The sequence below is a fragment of the Thermoplasmata archaeon genome (genome assembly GCA_035632695.1).
Lineage (GTDB): Archaea > Thermoplasmatota > Thermoplasmata > RBG-16-68-12 > RBG-16-68-12 > RBG-16-68-12.
In genome coordinates, this window is the sequence record DASQGG010000209.1 from 1 (window position 1) to 16,539 (window position 16,539).

Annotated in this window: 15 protein-coding genes; 8 read left to right on the forward strand and 7 right to left on the reverse strand. The window is 67.5% G+C overall.

Annotated features, from left to right (window positions below; all coding sequences use genetic code 11):
- On the forward strand, positions 1–1,096 hold a 1,096-nt coding region (locus VEY12_12950), incomplete at its 5' end, for a pyridoxal-phosphate dependent enzyme (GenBank protein ID HYM41029.1).
- A gap of 52 nt (positions 1,097–1,148) precedes the next feature.
- Complete coding sequence (locus tag VEY12_12955) at positions 1,149–2,273, forward strand: PLP-dependent aspartate aminotransferase family protein (GenBank protein ID HYM41030.1); 1,125 nt, start codon at positions 1,149–1,151, stop codon at positions 2,271–2,273.
- Here VEY12_12955 and VEY12_12960 read toward each other — a convergent pair.
- Together VEY12_12960 and VEY12_12965 are read right to left on the reverse strand one after the other, a co-directional pair.
- Positions 2,270–3,016 (reverse strand): hypothetical protein, encoded by a 747-nt coding sequence (locus VEY12_12960; GenBank protein ID HYM41031.1) that lies wholly within the window; start codon positions 3,014–3,016, stop codon positions 2,270–2,272. The two genes, VEY12_12955 and VEY12_12960, sit on opposite strands and share 4 nt — an antisense overlap.
- A 61-nt stretch (positions 3,017–3,077) precedes the next feature.
- Positions 3,078–3,761 carry a hypothetical protein gene (locus tag VEY12_12965; protein ID HYM41032.1) on the reverse strand — a complete coding sequence of 228 codons (684 nt, stop codon included), beginning with the start codon at positions 3,759–3,761 and terminating at the stop codon, positions 3,078–3,080.
- Positions 3,762–3,920: 159 nt separating this feature from the next.
- On the opposite strand from VEY12_12965, the gene VEY12_12970 reads away from it, so the two are divergent.
- From VEY12_12970 to gyrA, 4 genes are all read left to right on the forward strand, one after another.
- Positions 3,921–4,205, forward strand: a complete 285-nt coding sequence (locus tag VEY12_12970) for a hypothetical protein (protein HYM41033.1) — start codon at positions 3,921–3,923, stop codon at positions 4,203–4,205.
- A 28-nt stretch (positions 4,206–4,233) separates the two neighbouring features.
- Positions 4,234–5,655 carry a cysteine--tRNA ligase gene (gene cysS / locus VEY12_12975; GenBank protein HYM41034.1) on the forward strand — a complete coding sequence of 474 codons (1,422 nt, stop codon included), beginning with the start codon at positions 4,234–4,236 and terminating at the stop codon, positions 5,653–5,655.
- A gap of 246 nt (positions 5,656–5,901) precedes the next feature.
- Positions 5,902–7,821 carry a DNA topoisomerase (ATP-hydrolyzing) subunit B gene (gyrB, locus tag VEY12_12980; protein HYM41035.1) on the forward strand — a complete coding sequence of 640 codons (1,920 nt, stop codon included), beginning with the start codon at positions 5,902–5,904 and terminating at the stop codon, positions 7,819–7,821.
- Between the two features lie 8 nt (positions 7,822–7,829).
- On the forward strand, positions 7,830–10,340 hold the full coding sequence (gyrA, locus tag VEY12_12985; GenBank protein HYM41036.1) for a DNA gyrase subunit A: 2,511 nt from the start codon (positions 7,830–7,832) through the stop codon (positions 10,338–10,340).
- 1 nt (position 10,341) lies between these two features.
- Here the strand turns inward: gyrA and VEY12_12990 are convergent, their stop codons facing one another.
- The 4 genes from VEY12_12990 to VEY12_13005 all read right to left on the reverse strand — a co-directional run bounded on the left by VEY12_12990 (position 10,342) and on the right by VEY12_13005 (position 13,908).
- Complete coding sequence (locus VEY12_12990; protein HYM41037.1) at positions 10,342–11,403, reverse strand: dipeptide epimerase; 1,062 nt, start codon at positions 11,401–11,403, stop codon at positions 10,342–10,344.
- A 115-nt stretch (positions 11,404–11,518) separates the two neighbouring features.
- Positions 11,519–12,238, reverse strand: a complete 720-nt coding sequence (gene nth / locus VEY12_12995) for an endonuclease III (GenBank protein ID HYM41038.1) — start codon at positions 12,236–12,238, stop codon at positions 11,519–11,521.
- Entirely contained in the window at positions 12,213–13,499 is a 1,287-nt protein-coding gene (locus VEY12_13000; GenBank protein HYM41039.1) for a folylpolyglutamate synthase/dihydrofolate synthase family protein, read from the reverse strand. Before VEY12_13000 ends, nth begins: the two co-directional genes overlap by 26 nt.
- Before the next feature lie 58 nt (positions 13,500–13,557).
- Positions 13,558–13,908: a hypothetical protein gene (locus tag VEY12_13005; GenBank protein ID HYM41040.1), complete on the reverse strand. Its 351-nt coding sequence runs from the start codon at positions 13,906–13,908 to the stop codon at positions 13,558–13,560.
- Positions 13,909–14,114: 206 nt separating this feature from the next.
- Between VEY12_13005 and coaBC the strand changes: the two genes are divergently transcribed.
- Together coaBC and VEY12_13015 are read left to right on the forward strand one after the other, a co-directional pair.
- Positions 14,115–15,317 (forward strand): bifunctional phosphopantothenoylcysteine decarboxylase/phosphopantothenate--cysteine ligase CoaBC, encoded by a 1,203-nt coding sequence (gene coaBC / locus VEY12_13010; protein HYM41041.1) that lies wholly within the window; start codon positions 14,115–14,117, stop codon positions 15,315–15,317.
- On the forward strand, positions 15,301–16,173 hold the full coding sequence (locus tag VEY12_13015; protein ID HYM41042.1) for a hypothetical protein: 873 nt from the start codon (positions 15,301–15,303) through the stop codon (positions 16,171–16,173). Before coaBC ends, VEY12_13015 begins: the two co-directional genes overlap by 17 nt.
- Position 16,174: 1 nt before the next feature.
- Here VEY12_13015 and VEY12_13020 read toward each other — a convergent pair whose 3' ends face one another.
- Positions 16,175–16,459, reverse strand: a complete 285-nt coding sequence (locus VEY12_13020) for a DUF357 domain-containing protein (GenBank protein HYM41043.1) — start codon at positions 16,457–16,459, stop codon at positions 16,175–16,177.
- Positions 16,460–16,539 lie beyond the last annotated feature (80 nt).

The window sequence follows — 16,539 nt, forward strand, 5'->3', positions numbered from 1 at the left end:
CACGATCCCGGACAAGATGAGCCGCGAGAAGATCGACGCCCTCAAGGCGTTCGGCGCGCGCGTCGTCGTCACCCCGACGGCCGTCGCGCCCGAGCATCCGGAGTCCTACTACAGCGTCGCGGCGCGCATCCACAAGGAGACGCCGAACTCCGTGTTGCCGAACCAGTACGCGAACCCGATGAATCCCCAGGCCCACTACGAGACCACGGGTCCGGAAATCTGGCGGGACACGGACGGCCGGGTGACGCACTTTGTCTGCGGCATGGGGACCGGCGGCACGATCAGCGGCGTGGGCAAGTTCCTCAAGGAGAAGAACCCGGGGATCCAGGTCATCGGCGTCGACCCGCTCGGCTCCATTCTCAAGGACTATTTCTATAAGAAACAACGAATGAAAGGTCATCCCTACAAGATCGAGGGGATCGGGGAGGACTTCATCCCCGAGACGACCTGGTTCCAGTACATCGACGCCATCGAGAAGGTCTCCGACAAGGAGGCGTACCTGATGACCCGCAGGCTGAGCCGCGAGGAGGGCATCCTCGCGGGGAGCTCCGCGGGCGCGGCCCTGGTGGGTGCGCGGCGGATCGCGGAGACGCTCGGGCCCGACGACGTCCTCGTCGTCCTGCTGCCGGACAGCGGGCTGCGGTACCTGTCTAAGGCCCACAACGAGGAGTGGCTCAAGGAGCAGGGCTACCTCGAGGAGCCCACCGCCCCGCTCATGGCCATCGTCCACGCGAAGGCCGGGCAGGTTCCCGGCGTGGTCACGATCGACGTGGCCGCGAAGGTCCGCGAGGCGGTCGACGTGATGAGCCAGTACGGGATCTCCCAGCTGCCCGTGATGGACACGGGCATCATGGTGGGTTCCCTGCGGGAGGAGGTCCTCATGAAGGCGCTCCTCGAGAACCCCAAGATGTACGACGACCGCGTGGCCAAGGTCATGGAGAAGCCGTTCCCCGTCGTCGAGCCGGGAGCGGATCTGGACACGGTGTACAAGCTCCTCCTCCATGGAAATCCCGCCGTGGTCGTCGGGGCCGTGGACCGGCCCGAGGGGATCATCACTCGCAGCGACATCATCCAGTACCTCGCCGGCCGGGCCTGAGGGTTCAGCAAACCTTTTACGCACGGCGCGTGAGTCCGGCCCCGGCGTTCCCATGCGCTTCGCGACGAAGGCCATCCACGCGGGCCAGGAGCCCGAGCCGAGGACCGGGGCGGTGACCCCGCCCATCTACATGACCTCGACGTACTCCCAGAAGGACCAGCGGGAGTACGACTACGCCCGCGGGATCAACCCCACCCGCAGCGCCCTCGAGACGAGCGTCGCGGCCCTGGAGGACGCGAAGCACGGCCTCGCCTTCTCCAGCGGCATGGGGGCGATCACGACCGCGCTGACGCTCCTCAAGAAGGGCGACCACGTGGTCGTCTCCGACGACTGCTACGGCGGCGTGTATCGGATCTTCACGCGGTTCATGGCGAACTACGGGATCACGACCACGTTCCTGGACCTCCGCGACCTGGTCGATGTGGAGGACGCCTTCCGCCCCGAGACGCGGATGCTCTGGATGGAGTCGCCCACGAACCCGCTCATGAAGGTCGTCGACCTGCGCGAGCTCGCGGTGATCGCGAAGGCCCACGAGGCGATCAGCGTGTGCGACAACACGTTCGCCTCGCCCGCCCTCCAGAACCCGCTCCACCTCGGTGTGGACCTCGTCGTGCACAGCATGACGAAGTACCTCGGCGGCCACGCGGACGTCCTCGGTGGGGCGCTCGTGATGAACCGCGACGACCTGCACGAGACGCTCAAGTACGCCCAGAACGCCTTGGGCGCGGTCCCGAGCGCGTTCGACGTCTGGCTCGTCCTGCGCGGGATCAAGACCCTCCCGGTCCGAATGGAGCGCCACTGCGACAACGCCGAAGCGGTCGCCAGGTTCCTCCATGACCATCCCGCGGTGGCCCAAGTCCACTACCCCGGGCTGCCCGACGACCCGGGCCATGGGATCGCGACGAAGCAGATGCGGCGCTTCGGCGGCATGCTCAGCTTCGAGCTCAAGGACGCGGCCCACGTGGTTGACCGGCTACGGCGCGTCCAGGTCCTCACCCTGGCCGAAAGCCTCGGCGGCGTGGAGTCTCTCATCGAACATCCGGACTCCATGACCCACCAGAGCGTGCCCAAGGATCAGCGGCTCAAGCAGGGGATCACGGAGGGGCTCGTCCGGCTCTCCGTGGGCCTCGAGGACGTCAACGACCTGCTCGAGGACCTCGGGCGGGTGCTGAGCTAGGCCCAGGGCTCCTTGGCCCTCGGGGTCTTCGCGAGCGCCCATCCCCGGGTCGGCGCCGGCTCGGGGAGCGCATGGTGGGTCAGGCCCACCGCGATCAGGATGTAGCCCGCGCACGACGCGGCCGGCAGGATGCCGAAGCCCACGCTCCAGGACTGCACGAACACGGTCGAGGCGGGGGTGTGGAGGACGATGGCCGTCGTCGCCGCGGCGACCGCGAACAGGACCATGGCGCCCGCGTCGGTCAGCCGCTTCGACGTGCCATCGAGCAGGTTGCCCACCCGGCCGAACGCGATGCCGTACAGCGCGAGGGTGGGCACGAAGAGCCACGCCAGGTAGGGGAAGGCCGTGATGTACAGGACGAGGATCCAGGTGCCCGTGGGGCCGACGGCGCGGTACTCGAGCGGGAGGATGCCGGCCGCGAGGGCGGCGAGCCCGAGGACCAGGTAGAAGGACCGGCGTGCGACGAGCGCGTCCGAGCTGCCGGGCTTGGACGCCACGAGCCCCTTGAGCCCGTCCCAGAGGTCCGGCCAGGCCAGGACGTTCATGAGCACGCCGATCCAGGCGAGGAGCAGGTCCACGTAGAGGACGCCCACGCCGTTGATCCAGAGGGTCCAGCCGCCGAACGCGAAGGCGAGCCAGTAGAAGACGGAGCCCGCGGCGAGCCACGCGCTGCCTCGGTGCAGTTGCCCCGGCCAGACGGCACGGGTTCGACGGACACGCGGGGTAGGGGAGAATCCCGCCATGGCGGGCCGATGCATCCCGCGCTGCGACGGATAAGCGTTTTGACAAGACGCTGTCAACACGTCACGGCGCGTGCCGCGAGCGAGCCGCCCACGCATCGATCTGGAACGCGAACGCGACCACGACGAAACCGAAGGCGAGGAGCAACAGGTCCCCGAGGAGACGCGCGCTGCGGACCGCGCCGACGGGGTCCACGATGGCGCCCCCGGAGGCGGAGAGCGTCATGCCGACGATCACGCCGCACCCGATGGCGGCCGCGATGGCCATGCGCTCCGACGCGAGCTCCCGCGCCGCGTACACGAACCCGACCGCGGCAACGGAAGACGGCGGTCCCCAGAACAACGGCATCGCGGGCACCAAGACCAGGTTCGTCGGCCCGACGACCGGGGACTCGGGGAGCGCGACGAGGACGTACAGGACGGTGACCGCCGTGCAGACGGGCAGGACGACGAGGAGGGACGCGAGGAGCGCGAGCCGCGCGGATAGCGCGGACTCGCTCAGGGGGAACGCGCGGCTGAGCGCGACCGCCGCTTGGGCCCCGGCGCCGAGGCCGAGGATCAGGAGGAGGGCGCCCAGGAGCAGGCCCGTGGTCACGCCCACGGGCACGAAGGCCAGGACGAAGACCTGCGCCATCGCGAGCAGGACCGCGCCCAGGGCCAGGAAGGAGGACGCATAGAGCAGGCGGCGCCGCGTCACGGAGCGCAGCGTCTCCAACGTCTTCCCGGCCGGCGTCGCGGGGATGCCCACGGGACCCCGATGGACGCGGGCTCACTTAAGACTCGTCGGACCGCGACGCGGAATCGGGCCAAGTCTCGGAGGCTGCGGTCGAGCTCGGATCGGAGCACCCCGTTCGATGTCGCCTGCAAGCCAAGAGACTATGAAGAGGGGGCGTGTCACGACCGGCCGATGGTGTCCGAGGGTCTTCGATCGCGTCGCTCCCTCCGCGCGCTCGTGCTCGCGACGGTCGTGGGCAGCCTCCTGGCATGGCTCTACATCGCCGCACGGATCGTGGTCAACGGGATCGACCCACCCGACCCGTTCCTCCCCGGCGTCCCGTCCCTGTCGTTCATCCGGGCGGGAGCCCTCTCGTTCGGCCTGTTCTGCCTGAGCCTGTTCCTCTACCTCTGGCTCTGGGGACGCTTCGACGGCACGCCGGCCCTGCCGCAATCATTCGACGGGCGGGAACCTTAATAGCGGCTGCCCTCTTGGGTGCCGCGCCATGCCCGGAGAACCGCCGGTCATCCGAATCTACAACACGCTCACCCGCTCCAAGGAGACGTTCGAGCCCCTCCACGACCGGCAGGTCTCCATGTTCGTCTGCGGGATCACCCCGCAGGACCAGACGCATCTCGGCCACGCGAAGACGTACATCACGTTCGACATGGTCGCCCGGTACCTGCGCGCCCGCGGGTACACGGTCTTCTACCTGCAGAACGTGACGGACATCGAGGACCGGATCATCGACAAGATGCGGGAAACGGGGCGGGATTGGAAGGACATCGTCCGCCAGTACTATGGGGAGTACCAAGAGGGCATGCGGGCGCTCAACTGCACCTCCGTGGACGTGTACGCGTATGCGACGGACCACATCCCGCAGATCGTGGAGCAGATCCGAGGCCTCGTGGACAAGGGCTTCGCGTACGCCACGGAGACGGGCGTGTACTTCGACACGACCCGGTTCTCGGACTGGGGCAAACTCAGCGGCCAGAAGATCGAGGAACTCCGACCCGGAGCGCGCGTCGCCGTGGACGAGACGAAACGCCACCCCGCGGACTTCGCCCTGTGGAAGGCGCAGAAGCCCGGCGAGCCCGCGTGGGACAGCCCCTGGGGGAAGGGGCGGCCGGGGTGGCACATCGAGGACACCGCGATCACGATCAGCCGCTTCGGACCCCAGTACGACCTCCATGGCGGGGCCACGGAACTCATGTTCCCCCACCACGAGGCGGAGGTCGCGCAGGCGGAAGCTTACACCGGGGTCACGCCGTTCGTGCGCTACTGGATGCACGGCGGTATGCTCATGATCAAGGGCGAGGAGATGCACAAGTCCCTGGGGAACTACTGGGCGGTCAAGGACGCGGTCGCCCGATGGGACCCCATGGTCCTCCGGTTCTTCTTCCTGAATGCCCACTACCGCTCGCCCATCGACTTCAGCCCTGAGGCCGTCGAGGAAGCCGGACGATCGTACGAACGCCTCCTCGAGGCCACGCGGAACCTCGAGGCTGCCCTCCGGTCCCCCCCGGACAACGGGCGTGGTGACGCGGCGCTGGAGGCCGCGACCGCGCGCGTGCGCTCCGCGTTCGACCGGGCGATGTCGGACGACTTCAACACCCGCGAGGCGATCGCCGCCATCTTCGAGTACGCGCGCGAGCTGAACCGAGGGATCCAGGCGGGCGCGGGGCGGCGCGCGCTCGAGGACGCGAAGGCCGCGTTCGACGGGTTCGCCCAGGTGCTCGGCCTGTTCGGCGGACGCGGCGGCGGCGCGGGCATCGACGCGAAGCAACTCGACGCGATGATTGCGCGTCGTGAGGATGCCCGAAAACGCAAGGACTTCGCGACCGCGGACGGGATCCGCAAGCAACTCGCGGACCTCGGCATCGTGCTGGAAGACACCCGCGACGGGGTGCGTTGGAAGCGGCGGTAGAGGCCCCGCGGACGGCCCTCTCGGCAAGCTCTCCAACGGGGTATCAAGGATGAGAACATGGGGGGTCATTTGACCGTGCTACTCTATATAAACGGGTACACCGAAAACGACCCCTTGGCGAAACCCGGTTTTTCTCCATAGAAACAGCCCCAGCAGGTTTATAAACGGCCTCGGCATACTCAAAACGTCGCAAGGGATGGGCTGCCGAGAGCGTCCCGTACCACCTCGTGGAGTGTTCCGAACTAGATGACGGAAGAGGCCACCGAACCGAGACCCGAATCCGAATATCGCGCGGACCAGATCCAGGTCCTCGAAGGCCTCCAGGCCGTCCGCAAGCGGCCCGCGATGTACATCGGCAGCGTGGACGAACGAGGCCTGCACCACCTCGTCCACGAGGTCGTCGACAACTCGATCGACGAGGCCATGGCGGGCTTCTGCAAGAACATTCAGGTCACCCTCAATCCCGACGGCAGCGTGACCGTCGCGGACGACGGCCGAGGCATCCCCGTCGACGTCCATCCCAAGTACGGCGTGCCGGGCGTGGAGCTCGTCACGTCGCGCATGCACAGCGGCGCGAAGTTCGAGCACAAGATGTACCATGTCTCCGGCGGCCTGCACGGCGTCGGCCTGTCCGTCGTGAACAGCCTGAGCGAGTGGTTCGAGGTCCGCATCCACCACGACGGCAAGGAGTACCGGATGCGGTACGCGCGCGGGCAAAAGGCGGAGGATCTCCAGGTCACGGGTCCGGCCGAGGGCACGGGCACGATCATCACGTTCAAGCCCGACAGCCAGATCTTCGAGACCCTGGCGTTCGACTACGACACGCTCGCGGCGCGCCTCCGTGAGCTCGCTTTCCTGAACGCGGGGCTGCAAATCATCATCGTGGACAAGGAGCACGGGCGCGGCGACGTGTTCCAGTTCCAGGGCGGGATCAAGGAGTACGTGAAGTGGATCAACCGCGCGAAGACGCCGCTCCACCCCGATCCGATTTACCTGACCAAGCAATCGGACGGCATCCAGATCGAGGTCGCCATGCAGTACCACGACGGCTACAACGAGTCCATCTTCACGTTCGTGAACAACATCGACACGAAGGAGGGCGGCACCCACCTGATCGGCTTCAAGACCGGACTCGCCCGCGCGTTCATCAACTACGCCAAGGAGAACAAGTACCTCAAGGAGGGCGAGAGCCTCGAGGGCGACGACGTCCGCGAAGGCTTGACGGCAATTCTGAACGTGAAGATCCCCGACCCGCAGTTCGAGGGCCAGACCAAGATGAAGCTCGGGAACTCCGAGGTCAAGGGCATCGTCGAATCGGGGATGTACGAGAAGCTCACGGAGTTCTTCCTGGAGAACCCCAAGGTCGCGGAGATCTGCATCCAGAAGGCCGTGCTCGCGGCCCAGGCCCGCGATGCCGCGCGAAAGGCGCGGGAACTCACCCGTCGGAAGGGTCTCCTGGACAGCTTCAACCTCCCGGGGAAGCTCGCGGACTGCCAGGAGCGCGACCCCGCGAAGGCCGAGTTGTTCGTCGTCGAGGGCAACTCCGCGGGAGGGAGCTGCAAGCAAGGTCGGAGGCGCGAGTTCCAGGCGGTCCTCCCGCTCCGCGGCAAGATCCTGAACGTGGAGAAGGCCCGCCTCGACCAGATGCTCAAGAACGAAGGCATCCGGACGCTCATCCAGGCGATCGGTGCGGGGGTCGGCGACGACTTCGACGTGAACAAGGTCCGTTACCACCGCCTGATCACCGCGGCCGACGCCGACGTGGACGGGCAGCACATCACGACTCTCCTCCTCACGCTCTTCTTCCGCTACATGCGGCCCATGCTCGACGCGGGCTACGTGTACATCTCCCAGCCGCCCCTGTACAAAATCAAGAAGGGCAAAGACGTGTACTACGCGTACTCCGAGCGGGAGCGGGAGGAGCTCGGGAAGAAGCTCGGGGACAAGGGCATCGCGTACCAGCGGTTCAAAGGCCTCGGGGAGATGAACGCCGAGGAGCTCTGGGAGACCACGATGGACCCGGAGCGCCGCGTGCTCAAACAGGTCACGATCGAGGATGCCGCGTCCGCGGACGCGCTCTTCTCGATCCTCATGGGCGAGGCCGTCGAGCCGCGGCGCCAGTACATCCAGGACCACGCGAAGGAAGTCGTGAACCTGGACATCTAGGGTGACGGATGCCGGACGAGGAGGTCACGCAACCGCCGCAGCGGCGGATCGTCCCGCAGCCCATCGAGGACGAGATGCAGCGCTCGTACATCGACTACGCGGTCTCCGTGATCGTCTCCCGCGCGATCCCGGACGCACGAGACGGCTTGAAGCCCGTCCAGCGACGCATCCTCCACGGGATGAACGAGCTGGGCATGAGCTCGGGCGGGCAGTACAAGAAGGCCGCGCGCGTGGTCGGCGAGATCCTCGGGAAGTACCATCCGCACGGCGACATCGCGATCTACGACACAATCGCGCGGATGGTCCAGGACTTCTCCCTCCGCTACCCGCTCATCGACGGCCAGGGGAACTGGGGGAGCTCGGAGGACGAGCCCGCGGCGATGCGGTACACGGAGTGCCGCCTGGCGAAGACCGCGGAGGCCATGCTCGAGGACATCGAGAAGGACACGGTCGAGTGGATGGACAACTTCGACGGCACGCTCAAAGAACCGCTCGTCCTGCCCTCCAAGTTTCCGAACCTCCTGGTGAACGGCTCGAGCGGCATCGCGGTCGGCATGGCGACGAACATGCCGCCCCACAACTTGAACGAAGTCATCGACGCGCTCACGGTCCTCATCGACCATCCCGCGGCGGAGCTCCACGATCTGTTCGACCCCGAGAAGGGGCCCATCCGCGGACCCGACTTCCCGACGGGCGGCATCCTGTACGGGATGGACGGCGTGACCGCGGCCTACCGCGAAGGGCGCGGCCTCATCTCGATCCGCGCGAGGGCCGAGTTCGAGGAGGCGGGCCACGACAAGGTCCGGATCGTGATCACGGAAATCCCGTACATGGTCAACAAGGCGGCTCTCGTGGAGTCCATCGCCCTCCTCGTCAAGTCCAAGCGGATCGACGGGGTCACGGACCTCCGGGACGAGAGCGACCGCGAGGGCATGCGGATCGTCCTCGAGCTGAAGCGGGACGCCATCGAGGACGTGGTCCTGAACCAGCTGTACCACCACACGCAGATGGAGACCACGTTCGGCGTCATCAACCTCGCCCTGGTGGACGGCAAGCCGAGGTACCTCTCGCTGAAGGAGGAACTCCAGGTCTACATCGACCACCGCGTGCTCATGGTCCGCCGCCGAACCGAGTTTGACCTGCGCAAGGCGCGGGAGCGGCTCCACATCGTCGAGGGGCTGATCACCGCGGTGGACCACCTGGACGAGGTCATTCGCCTGATCCGCCACTCCCAGACCGTGGACGAGGCGCGCGCGGGCCTCATGAGCCGCTACCTGCTCAGCGAGGCCCAGGCGAACGCGATCCTCTCGATGACCCTGCGCCAGCTCACGGGGCTCGAGATCGAGAAGCTGCGGCAGGAGCAGCGGGACCTCACGGTGAAAATCGAGGACCTCGAGGGCATCCTGGCCTCCCGCGAACGGATCCTAGGAATCATCAAGGCGGAGCTCGCGGAGCTCAAGGAGAAGTTCGGGGACGAGCGCCGGACGTCCATCGAGCTCCACGCGGCAGACATGGAGATCGAGGACCTGATCCCCGAGGAGGACGTCGTCGTCACGATCACGAACACGGGCTACATCAAGCGGATCCCCGTGACCACGTACCGCACGCAGAAGCGGGGGGGCAAGGGCGTCACAGGCATGGAGACCAAGGAGGAGGACTTCGTCGTGAACCTGTTCACCGCCTCCACGCACGACTACATCCTGTTCTTCACAAGCCGCGGCCAATGCCACTGGCTCAAGACGTACAGGATCCCCGTGGGCTCGCGGTACGCGAAGGGCAAGCCCATCGTGAACCTCCTGGAGCGCCTCGAGCCCAACGAGCGGATCCTGGACATGATCGCCGTGCGCGAGTTCGACCCGCTCCGGACCATCGTCTTCGCCACGAAGCTCGGGCGGATCAAGCAGACCCGCCTGGATGCGTTCCAGCGGCCCAACGTCCGCGGCATCCGGGCCATCGAGCTCAACGAGAGCGACGAGCTCGTGGAGGCGCGGATCGCGGACGGGGACGAGCAGGTCATCCTGGCGAGCGCCGGCGGCTACGCGAACCGCTTCGCGCTGAGCGAGGTCCGCTCCATGGGTCGGACCGCCGCGGGGGTCCGCGGCATGAGGCTCCGGAAGGACGAGCGGGTGGTCTCCATGGCCCTCGTGAAGAACGAGGAGACCGAGCTGCTCACGGTCCTCGAGGCGGGGCTCGGGAAGCGGACCAAGGTCAAGGAGTACCGCAAGACCCGCCGCGGGAGCCAGGGCGTCCAGACGACGAACGTGAAGATGGCCAAGAGCCCCGTGGTCGGCGTGCTCGAGGTGGCCGCCGGGGACGAGATCCTCGTGACGACGGTGGGGGGCGTGGTGATCCGCTGCCCCGTGGAGGACATCCGGGAGACCGGACGGGCGGCGAGGGGCGTGCGCATCCAGCGGCTCGCGGAGGGCGACCGGGTCTCGGCCGTGGTCCGGCTCGTGACGCCTCAAGAGGAGGACGCCGTCGGCGAGGCGACGCCTCCGGCTCCCGGTCCCGCGGAGTGACCTACCCGGGCCATCGCACGTCGATCCCGAGGCCGGGCTTGCTCGGCGCCACGAGGTGGCCGTGCTTGAACTCGAGCCCCGAGGAGGGGTCCGAGGCCAGGTTGAAGTGGGAGTCGAGGTCCAGCCACTTCACGTTCGGCGAGGCGAGCGCGAAGTGCAGGCCCGCGGCGATGGACAGCTGGGGCTCGCTCATGCAGCCCACCATGGTCGGATAGCCCGCGGACGAGCAGATTGTGTCGACCTCGAGCGCGCGGGCGATCCCGCCGTGCTTCATGAGCTTCAGGTTCACCGCCTTCGCCGCGTTGCCCCACCGCACCTTCTTCGCGTCCTCCGGGGTCAGGACCATCTCGTCCGCCATGATCGGGACCGGGGAGGACTCCGCGAGGACGCGCATCCCCTCGAGGTCCTGCGCGGGCACGGGCTGCTCGAAGAAGGCCACGTTCAGGTCGCGTGCGGCGCGCGCGAAAGAGAGGGCCTGCCCCCAGGTGAACCCCTCGTTGCCGTCGATCCGCAGCTCCACGTTAGGCCCCACGGCGCTCCGGATCGCCGCCAGGCGGTCGAGATCCATCTTGGGATCCTGACCGACCTTGACCTTCAGCGCGCGGAAGCCCTCGTGGGTCCAGCGCACGGCATGCTCGACGGCCGCGGGCGTGGGCATGATCCCAATGGTCATGTCCGTCGTCATCCGATCCCGATGGCCGCCGAGGTAGCGGTAGAGGGGCAGGCCCGCGACCTGGGCCGCGAGGTCGTACACGGCCATGTCCAGGGCCGCCTTGGCGGCAGGATTCCCGGGCACGAGCTTGTCCATGCGCTCCGCGATCTCGTGGGGCTGGTGGAACTCATAGCCCTTGAGGCCCTTCACCAGGGCCTTCAGGGACTCGTTCATCGTGGCGGCCGTCTCGTGCGTGACCTCGCTGGGGGCGCCGCACCCCTGGCCCACGAGACCGCCCGCGTGGACGAAGACCCACCACGTCTCCGCCACGTCCGAGGAACCGCGGGCGATTGTGAAGCGTTCCTTGCGGGGGATCGTCAAGGAAGCGAACTCAATCAGTTCGATCTCCATCGGGAGACTGCAGAGCCGGTCACGGATATCAACGTAGCCCTGTCGCCCGCGGCTCGCGCCGCCACGGGCCATTGCCCTCGGTCCCCTCCCGCCGTCCGCGGGCTCCGGGCGGATCCTACGCGCGCCGCTTGAACGGCCGCGCGCGCCTGGCCTTGGAGACCACGGTCCGGTAGTGACGGCAGAATCCCGTGAACGAACACGCCTCGCACCGAGGGCCGATGGGCCTGCACAGGTCCTTCCCGAAGCGGATGAAGAGCTCGTTCACGTGGAGCCACCAGTCCTTGGGCACGATGCGCATGAGCACCGCCTCCGTGGCCTCCGGGGTCTTCGTGGTCACGAGGCCGAGGCGGTTCGAGACCCGGTGGACGTGCGTGTCCACGGGGATCCGCGGATCCCCGTAGCCGTACACGAGGACGCAGTTCGCGGTCTTGGGACCCACCTGCGGGAGATCGATCAGCTCGTCGTAGGAGCGGGGCACGAGCCCTCCATGGCGGTCGAGGAGGGCCTGGCTCACCTTCCGGATCTGGACCGCCTTCTGGTTGTAGAAGCCCGCAGGCCGGATGAGCTGGACGAGCTCCGCGGTCGGCGCCGCCGCGATCGCCGCCGCCGTGCCATACCGCGCGAACAGGGCCGCGGACGCCTTCTCCGTCATCTCGTCCCGGGTGCGCTGGGAGAGGATCGTGGAGATCAGGACCTTGAACGGGTCCTCCGTCTCCGCGGTGATCTTCGCGAGGGCCGTCTCCCCCTCGTGCAGGTCCCGGTTGGGCAAGTACCGTCGGGAGAGGTCGCGGAGGATCCGTTCGATCCGATCACGTGCGCGCGCCGAGGTGCTCAAGGGCCTCCCCCGCCGTGTAGATGGAGCCGGTGATGAGCACGATGTCCTCGGCGCGGGCGGCAGCCAACCCGCGGTCCACCGCCTCGGCGACCGCCGGGACCACCTCCACCGGGGCGAACGCTCGGAAGGCGGACGCCACCTCCTCCGCGTGGTAGGCGCGGTGGCTCTTGGGGTGGCAGGCGATCACGCGCTCGGCGAGGGGGCCCAGAGACGAAGCGATCGAGGCCAAGTCCTTGTCCGCGAGGATGCCGATGACCAGGATGCACTTGCGGCCCGGGAAGAGCTCCGCGTATGCCGAGGCGAGGGCGGCCGCGGCGGGGCCGTTGTGCGCCCCGTCCACGAGAACGAGAGGGTCCCGCCGGATCGTCTGGAGGCGGGCGGGCCACTCGGTCGTCGCGATGCCCTCCGCGATCGCGGCGTCGGAGACTGCGAACCCGGACTTGCGGAGCTCCGTGAGGGCCGTCACGGCGAGACCGACGTTCTCCAGCTGGAAGGAGCCCAGCAGCGGCGTGCCGACGACCAGTTCGCCGAAGGGGCCGCGGACCCTCACGCGCTGGCCGGAGAGGTCCTGGGAGATCCGCTCCACGGACACCTCGCGGCCCACGATCAAGAGGGGCACGCCGAGGTCGCGGCAGCGCTCTTGAATCACCGGCAGCGCCTCCTGCTCCACGGTCACGGCGCGGGACGTGGACTTGATGATTCCGGCCTTCTCCCTCGCGATGCGGTCCACCGTGCGGCCCAGGTGCTCCGTGTGCTCGAGGCCGACGCGGCCAATGACCGCGACACGCCCGTCGATCACGTTCGTCGCGTCGAAGCGGCCGCCCATCCCCACCTCGATCGCGGCGACGTCCACCGTTCGTTCGCGGAAGTACTCGAACGCAAGAGCCGTCGTGACCTCGAAGAACGTGGGACGGTTCACGGCTCGCCCGCCGTCCATGGCGCGCATCGCAGGCTGGATGCCCTGCCAGAGCCGGAGGAGGTCCTCGTCGGAGATGGGGACGCCGTCCACCTGGATGCGCTCGTTGAATCGGACCAGATGGGGCGAGGTGTACAGGCCCGTCCGGTACCCCGCCTTCCGGAGCGTCGAGGCCACGTACGCGCAGACGGACCCCTTGCCGTTCGTCCCCGTGACGTGGACGGCCGGGAGACCGGCCTGCGGATCGCCCACGAGGGCGAGCAGTTGCCGGATGTTGTCGAGCCCGAGCTTGATCCCGAACCGCTCGAGGCCATACAGTTGCCCTAGGGCGGCCTGGACGTCCATGGAGGCGGGAGCGTTAACCGGAGGGGACGGTTAAAGCTTGGCTCGCGGAGTCGCCGCCTCAGATGAACCGGAGGTAGGAAAACAGGAACGACATCAGGAACGTGGCGAAGAACGTGAACGCGGCCAGGTAGAGGGACGCGAAGTAGAACGCTGAGCGTCGCGTCGTTTCCGGGACGTTGCTATCTGCATTCAGGAAGAACGCGGCCATCACGGCAACGCCGACGGACAGGTCGAGCATCACCAGGCCCGCCCAGGCGAGGGCATGGACCGTCGTGCTGTAGACGGCCTGGTCGGATCCGGGAGTCGGACACGATATCGTGGTGCATGGCGCCTGAACGAGGAAGACGGCCTGGAAGGTGAAGAAGCCCACGAAAATCAGGACCCCGAGAATCACGCCGAGGGTTCGCATGAGGCCCCTCGCGCCTATCGGCGGATTCGCAGGCGCCGCGGAAGCATAGGCAGGTTCGGGCCGGAACGGTGGAGTCCCCGGGCCCGCAGGCATCGGTGGTTGCAAACGCATTCCTCCGAGTCGCCCGATGGAACCCGCCGCGGCATAAAGCTACCTCGTGCCCTCTGACCATAGATATATATCGACCGCCAAGAATGGTCAGCCGGATGCATCCCGCCGATCGAATCCGCGGCGCGAAGAGTCCCAAACTCCAAGGGAAGACAATCGTCCTTGGGGTCACGGGCAGCATCGCCGCAGTCGAGACGGTCAAGCTGGCACGGGAGCTCATCCGCCACGGGGCCGACGTGCACGCCGTCCTCTCCCAGGCGGGCACCGCGATCGTCCATCCGAACGCGCTCCAGTTCGCCACGGGGCACGAAGTGGACACGAAGCTGGACGGTTCCATGCGCTACCTGGAGATGTGCGGCAAGGAGGGCAAGGCCGACCTCCTCCTCATCGCCCCATGCACCTCGAACACGATCAGCAAGATCGCGAACGGCATCGACGACACCACGGTGACTACGTACGCCGTCAACGCACTCGGCTCCGCGATCCCGCTCCTGATCGCACCCGCGGCTCACGAGACGATGATGGACAATCCGGCGGTCCTCGAGAACGTCCAAAAGCTCCGCGCCCTGGGCGTAGAATTCGTCGAGCCCAAGCGGGAGGAAAACAAAGCGAAGCTCGCGGACACGGAGGAAATCGTCGCTCGCGTGATCCGAAAGCTGGGCCCTCGGGACCTCCTGGGCAAACGGGTCCTCGTGATCGCAGGCTCGACCGTCGAGCCCATCGACGACATCCGGGTCGTCACGAACCGCTCGAGCGGGGCCACGGGCGTCGAACTCGCCCGCTCCGCGTTCGAGCACGGCGCGGAGGTTGAGCTGTGGATGGGGCGCCACGAGGTGGCCGTCCCTTCCTGGCTGCCGGCACGGCCCTTCGACACGACGGCCGCCCTCGCGGCCATGGTCTCCGGCGCGGCGGCGGACATCTGTCTCGTTCCCGCCGCCATCTCGGACTTCTCGCCCCGGAAGCAGAAGGGCAAGATCCCTTCGCGGGAGGGCTCGATCACGCTGGCTCTGGAGCCCACGCCCAAGGTCCTCGCGGCTCTGCGGAAGGCCACGAAAGGACCTCTCGTGGGTTTCAAGGCCGAGTCGGGCGTGTCCGCGGCGGAGCTCAAGGGAAAAGCGATGGCCCTCCTCAAGGAGGCCGAACTGGACCTCGTCGTGGCAAACGACGTGGCCGCGGTCAAGCGGGACACCACGGCGATCACGATCTTCGACCGCAAGGGCCGCTCCGTCTCCTTCACGGGTTCCAAATCCCTCGCGGCGGAGCAGGTCTGGAGAGCCGTCCTCCATGGTGTCCCAGGGTGAGGCGTTCTGCCCCGGACACGTGACGGCCTTCTTCGAGGTCTGTGACGACCCCGATCCGCGGAGGAAGGGTTCCCGGGGTGCGGGCCTGTCCCTCTCCTTGGGCGTGCGGACCGTGGCCCGCGTGCGCGATGCGTCGAAGGGCTCCTTGGAGATCCTCGTGAACGGGAGAAAGGCGAGGGCCGAGGTCACGGAGGTGGCGGCGCGCAAGGTCCTTGGCGACTCGTCCTACGAGGTGAAGATCCTCAGCGATAACCCCCTTCCCGTATCCCAGGGGTTCGGGGTGAGCTCCGCCGCCGCCCTGAGCACCACGCTCGCCCTGAACGACGCTCTGGGGGCCGGAATCCCGCGGGAAGAACTCGTCGCCCTCGCCCACGTCGCCGAGGTCGAGTGCGCCACGGGACTGGGAGACGTCGTCCCCGCATCCCAAGGAGGCATGGACGTGCGATCGGAGCCGGGCGCCCCGGGGCACGCCCGTGTGCAGAAGGTCGAGGTCCACAAGCAGCTTCTCTTGGCCGTCGTCGGTCCTGAACTCCAGACACGGTCCGTCCTCCGCGATCCCGCGAAGGTCGTCGCGATCAACCGCCACGGCGGGTCGTGCGTCCGCGAGTTCGCCGAACGCCCGACGTTCGAACGCCTCTTCGATCTCGGCAACCGCTTCGCCGAGGAAACGGGCCTGGCGAGCAAGACGGTCCTCGAGGTTGTCCGCGCGAGCCGCATGTTCGGCCGCGCCTCCATGGCCATGCTGGGCAACTCGATCTTCGCGGAAGGCGGCCGGGAGGAACTCGCGACCCTGTACCTGAAGTTCGGCACCCTGATGCGGTGCGAGGTCGACAACGAGGGCGCGCGCGTCCTCTGAGTCACTCGCTCAGCGTGAAGAGCTGGTCGTCCTCGCCCACGTCAAAGAGACCGGCGCGGGCGCCCGCATCCAGCCAGCCGTGGGCGTAGTTGATGTTCGCCAGCGCCTTCTCCAGCTCTCCCTGATCCCGGAAGTGCTTCGCGTCCTCGTAGTAGGCTCGGGCCATGGCCAGGAAGTCCTCCGCGACCTTCCGCAGGTGGGAGCGCTTCGGGGATGCGATCTTGATCTTGGACAAGGCGCGCTCCGTGAGGCCGATGTCCTTATTGACCAGGGCCGCGAGGTCCACGTGCCGCGATGGCGGGGCGCCCGCAAAACCCTTTGGCCGACGCCAGGAACCCAGAAATAGCTGCGGCGACATGCCCCGCA

What these genes read in the sequence shown, in the direction of transcription:
- VEY12_12955 (HYM41030.1), top strand. Translation starts at nt 1,149, where the DNA reads ATGCGCTTCGCGACGAAGGCCATCCACGCGGGCCAGGAGCCCGAGCCG.
- VEY12_12960 (HYM41031.1), bottom strand. Translation starts at nt 3,016, where the DNA reads ATGGCGGGATTCTCCCCTACCCCGCGTGTCCGTCGAACCCGTGCCGTC.
- VEY12_12970 (HYM41033.1), top strand. Translation starts at nt 3,921, where the DNA reads ATGGTGTCCGAGGGTCTTCGATCGCGTCGCTCCCTCCGCGCGCTCGTG.
- cysS (HYM41034.1), top strand. Translation starts at nt 4,234, where the DNA reads ATGCCCGGAGAACCGCCGGTCATCCGAATCTACAACACGCTCACCCGC.
- gyrB (HYM41035.1), top strand. Translation starts at nt 5,902, where the DNA reads ATGACGGAAGAGGCCACCGAACCGAGACCCGAATCCGAATATCGCGCG.
- gyrA (HYM41036.1), top strand. Translation starts at nt 7,830, where the DNA reads ATGCCGGACGAGGAGGTCACGCAACCGCCGCAGCGGCGGATCGTCCCG.
- VEY12_12990 (HYM41037.1), bottom strand. Translation starts at nt 11,403, where the DNA reads ATGGAGATCGAACTGATTGAGTTCGCTTCCTTGACGATCCCCCGCAAG.
- VEY12_13000 (HYM41039.1), bottom strand. Translation starts at nt 13,499, where the DNA reads ATGGACGTCCAGGCCGCCCTAGGGCAACTGTATGGCCTCGAGCGGTTC.
- VEY12_13005 (HYM41040.1), bottom strand. Translation starts at nt 13,908, where the DNA reads ATGCGAACCCTCGGCGTGATTCTCGGGGTCCTGATTTTCGTGGGCTTC.
- coaBC (HYM41041.1), top strand. Translation starts at nt 14,115, where the DNA reads ATGCATCCCGCCGATCGAATCCGCGGCGCGAAGAGTCCCAAACTCCAA.
- VEY12_13015 (HYM41042.1), top strand. Translation starts at nt 15,301, where the DNA reads ATGGTGTCCCAGGGTGAGGCGTTCTGCCCCGGACACGTGACGGCCTTC.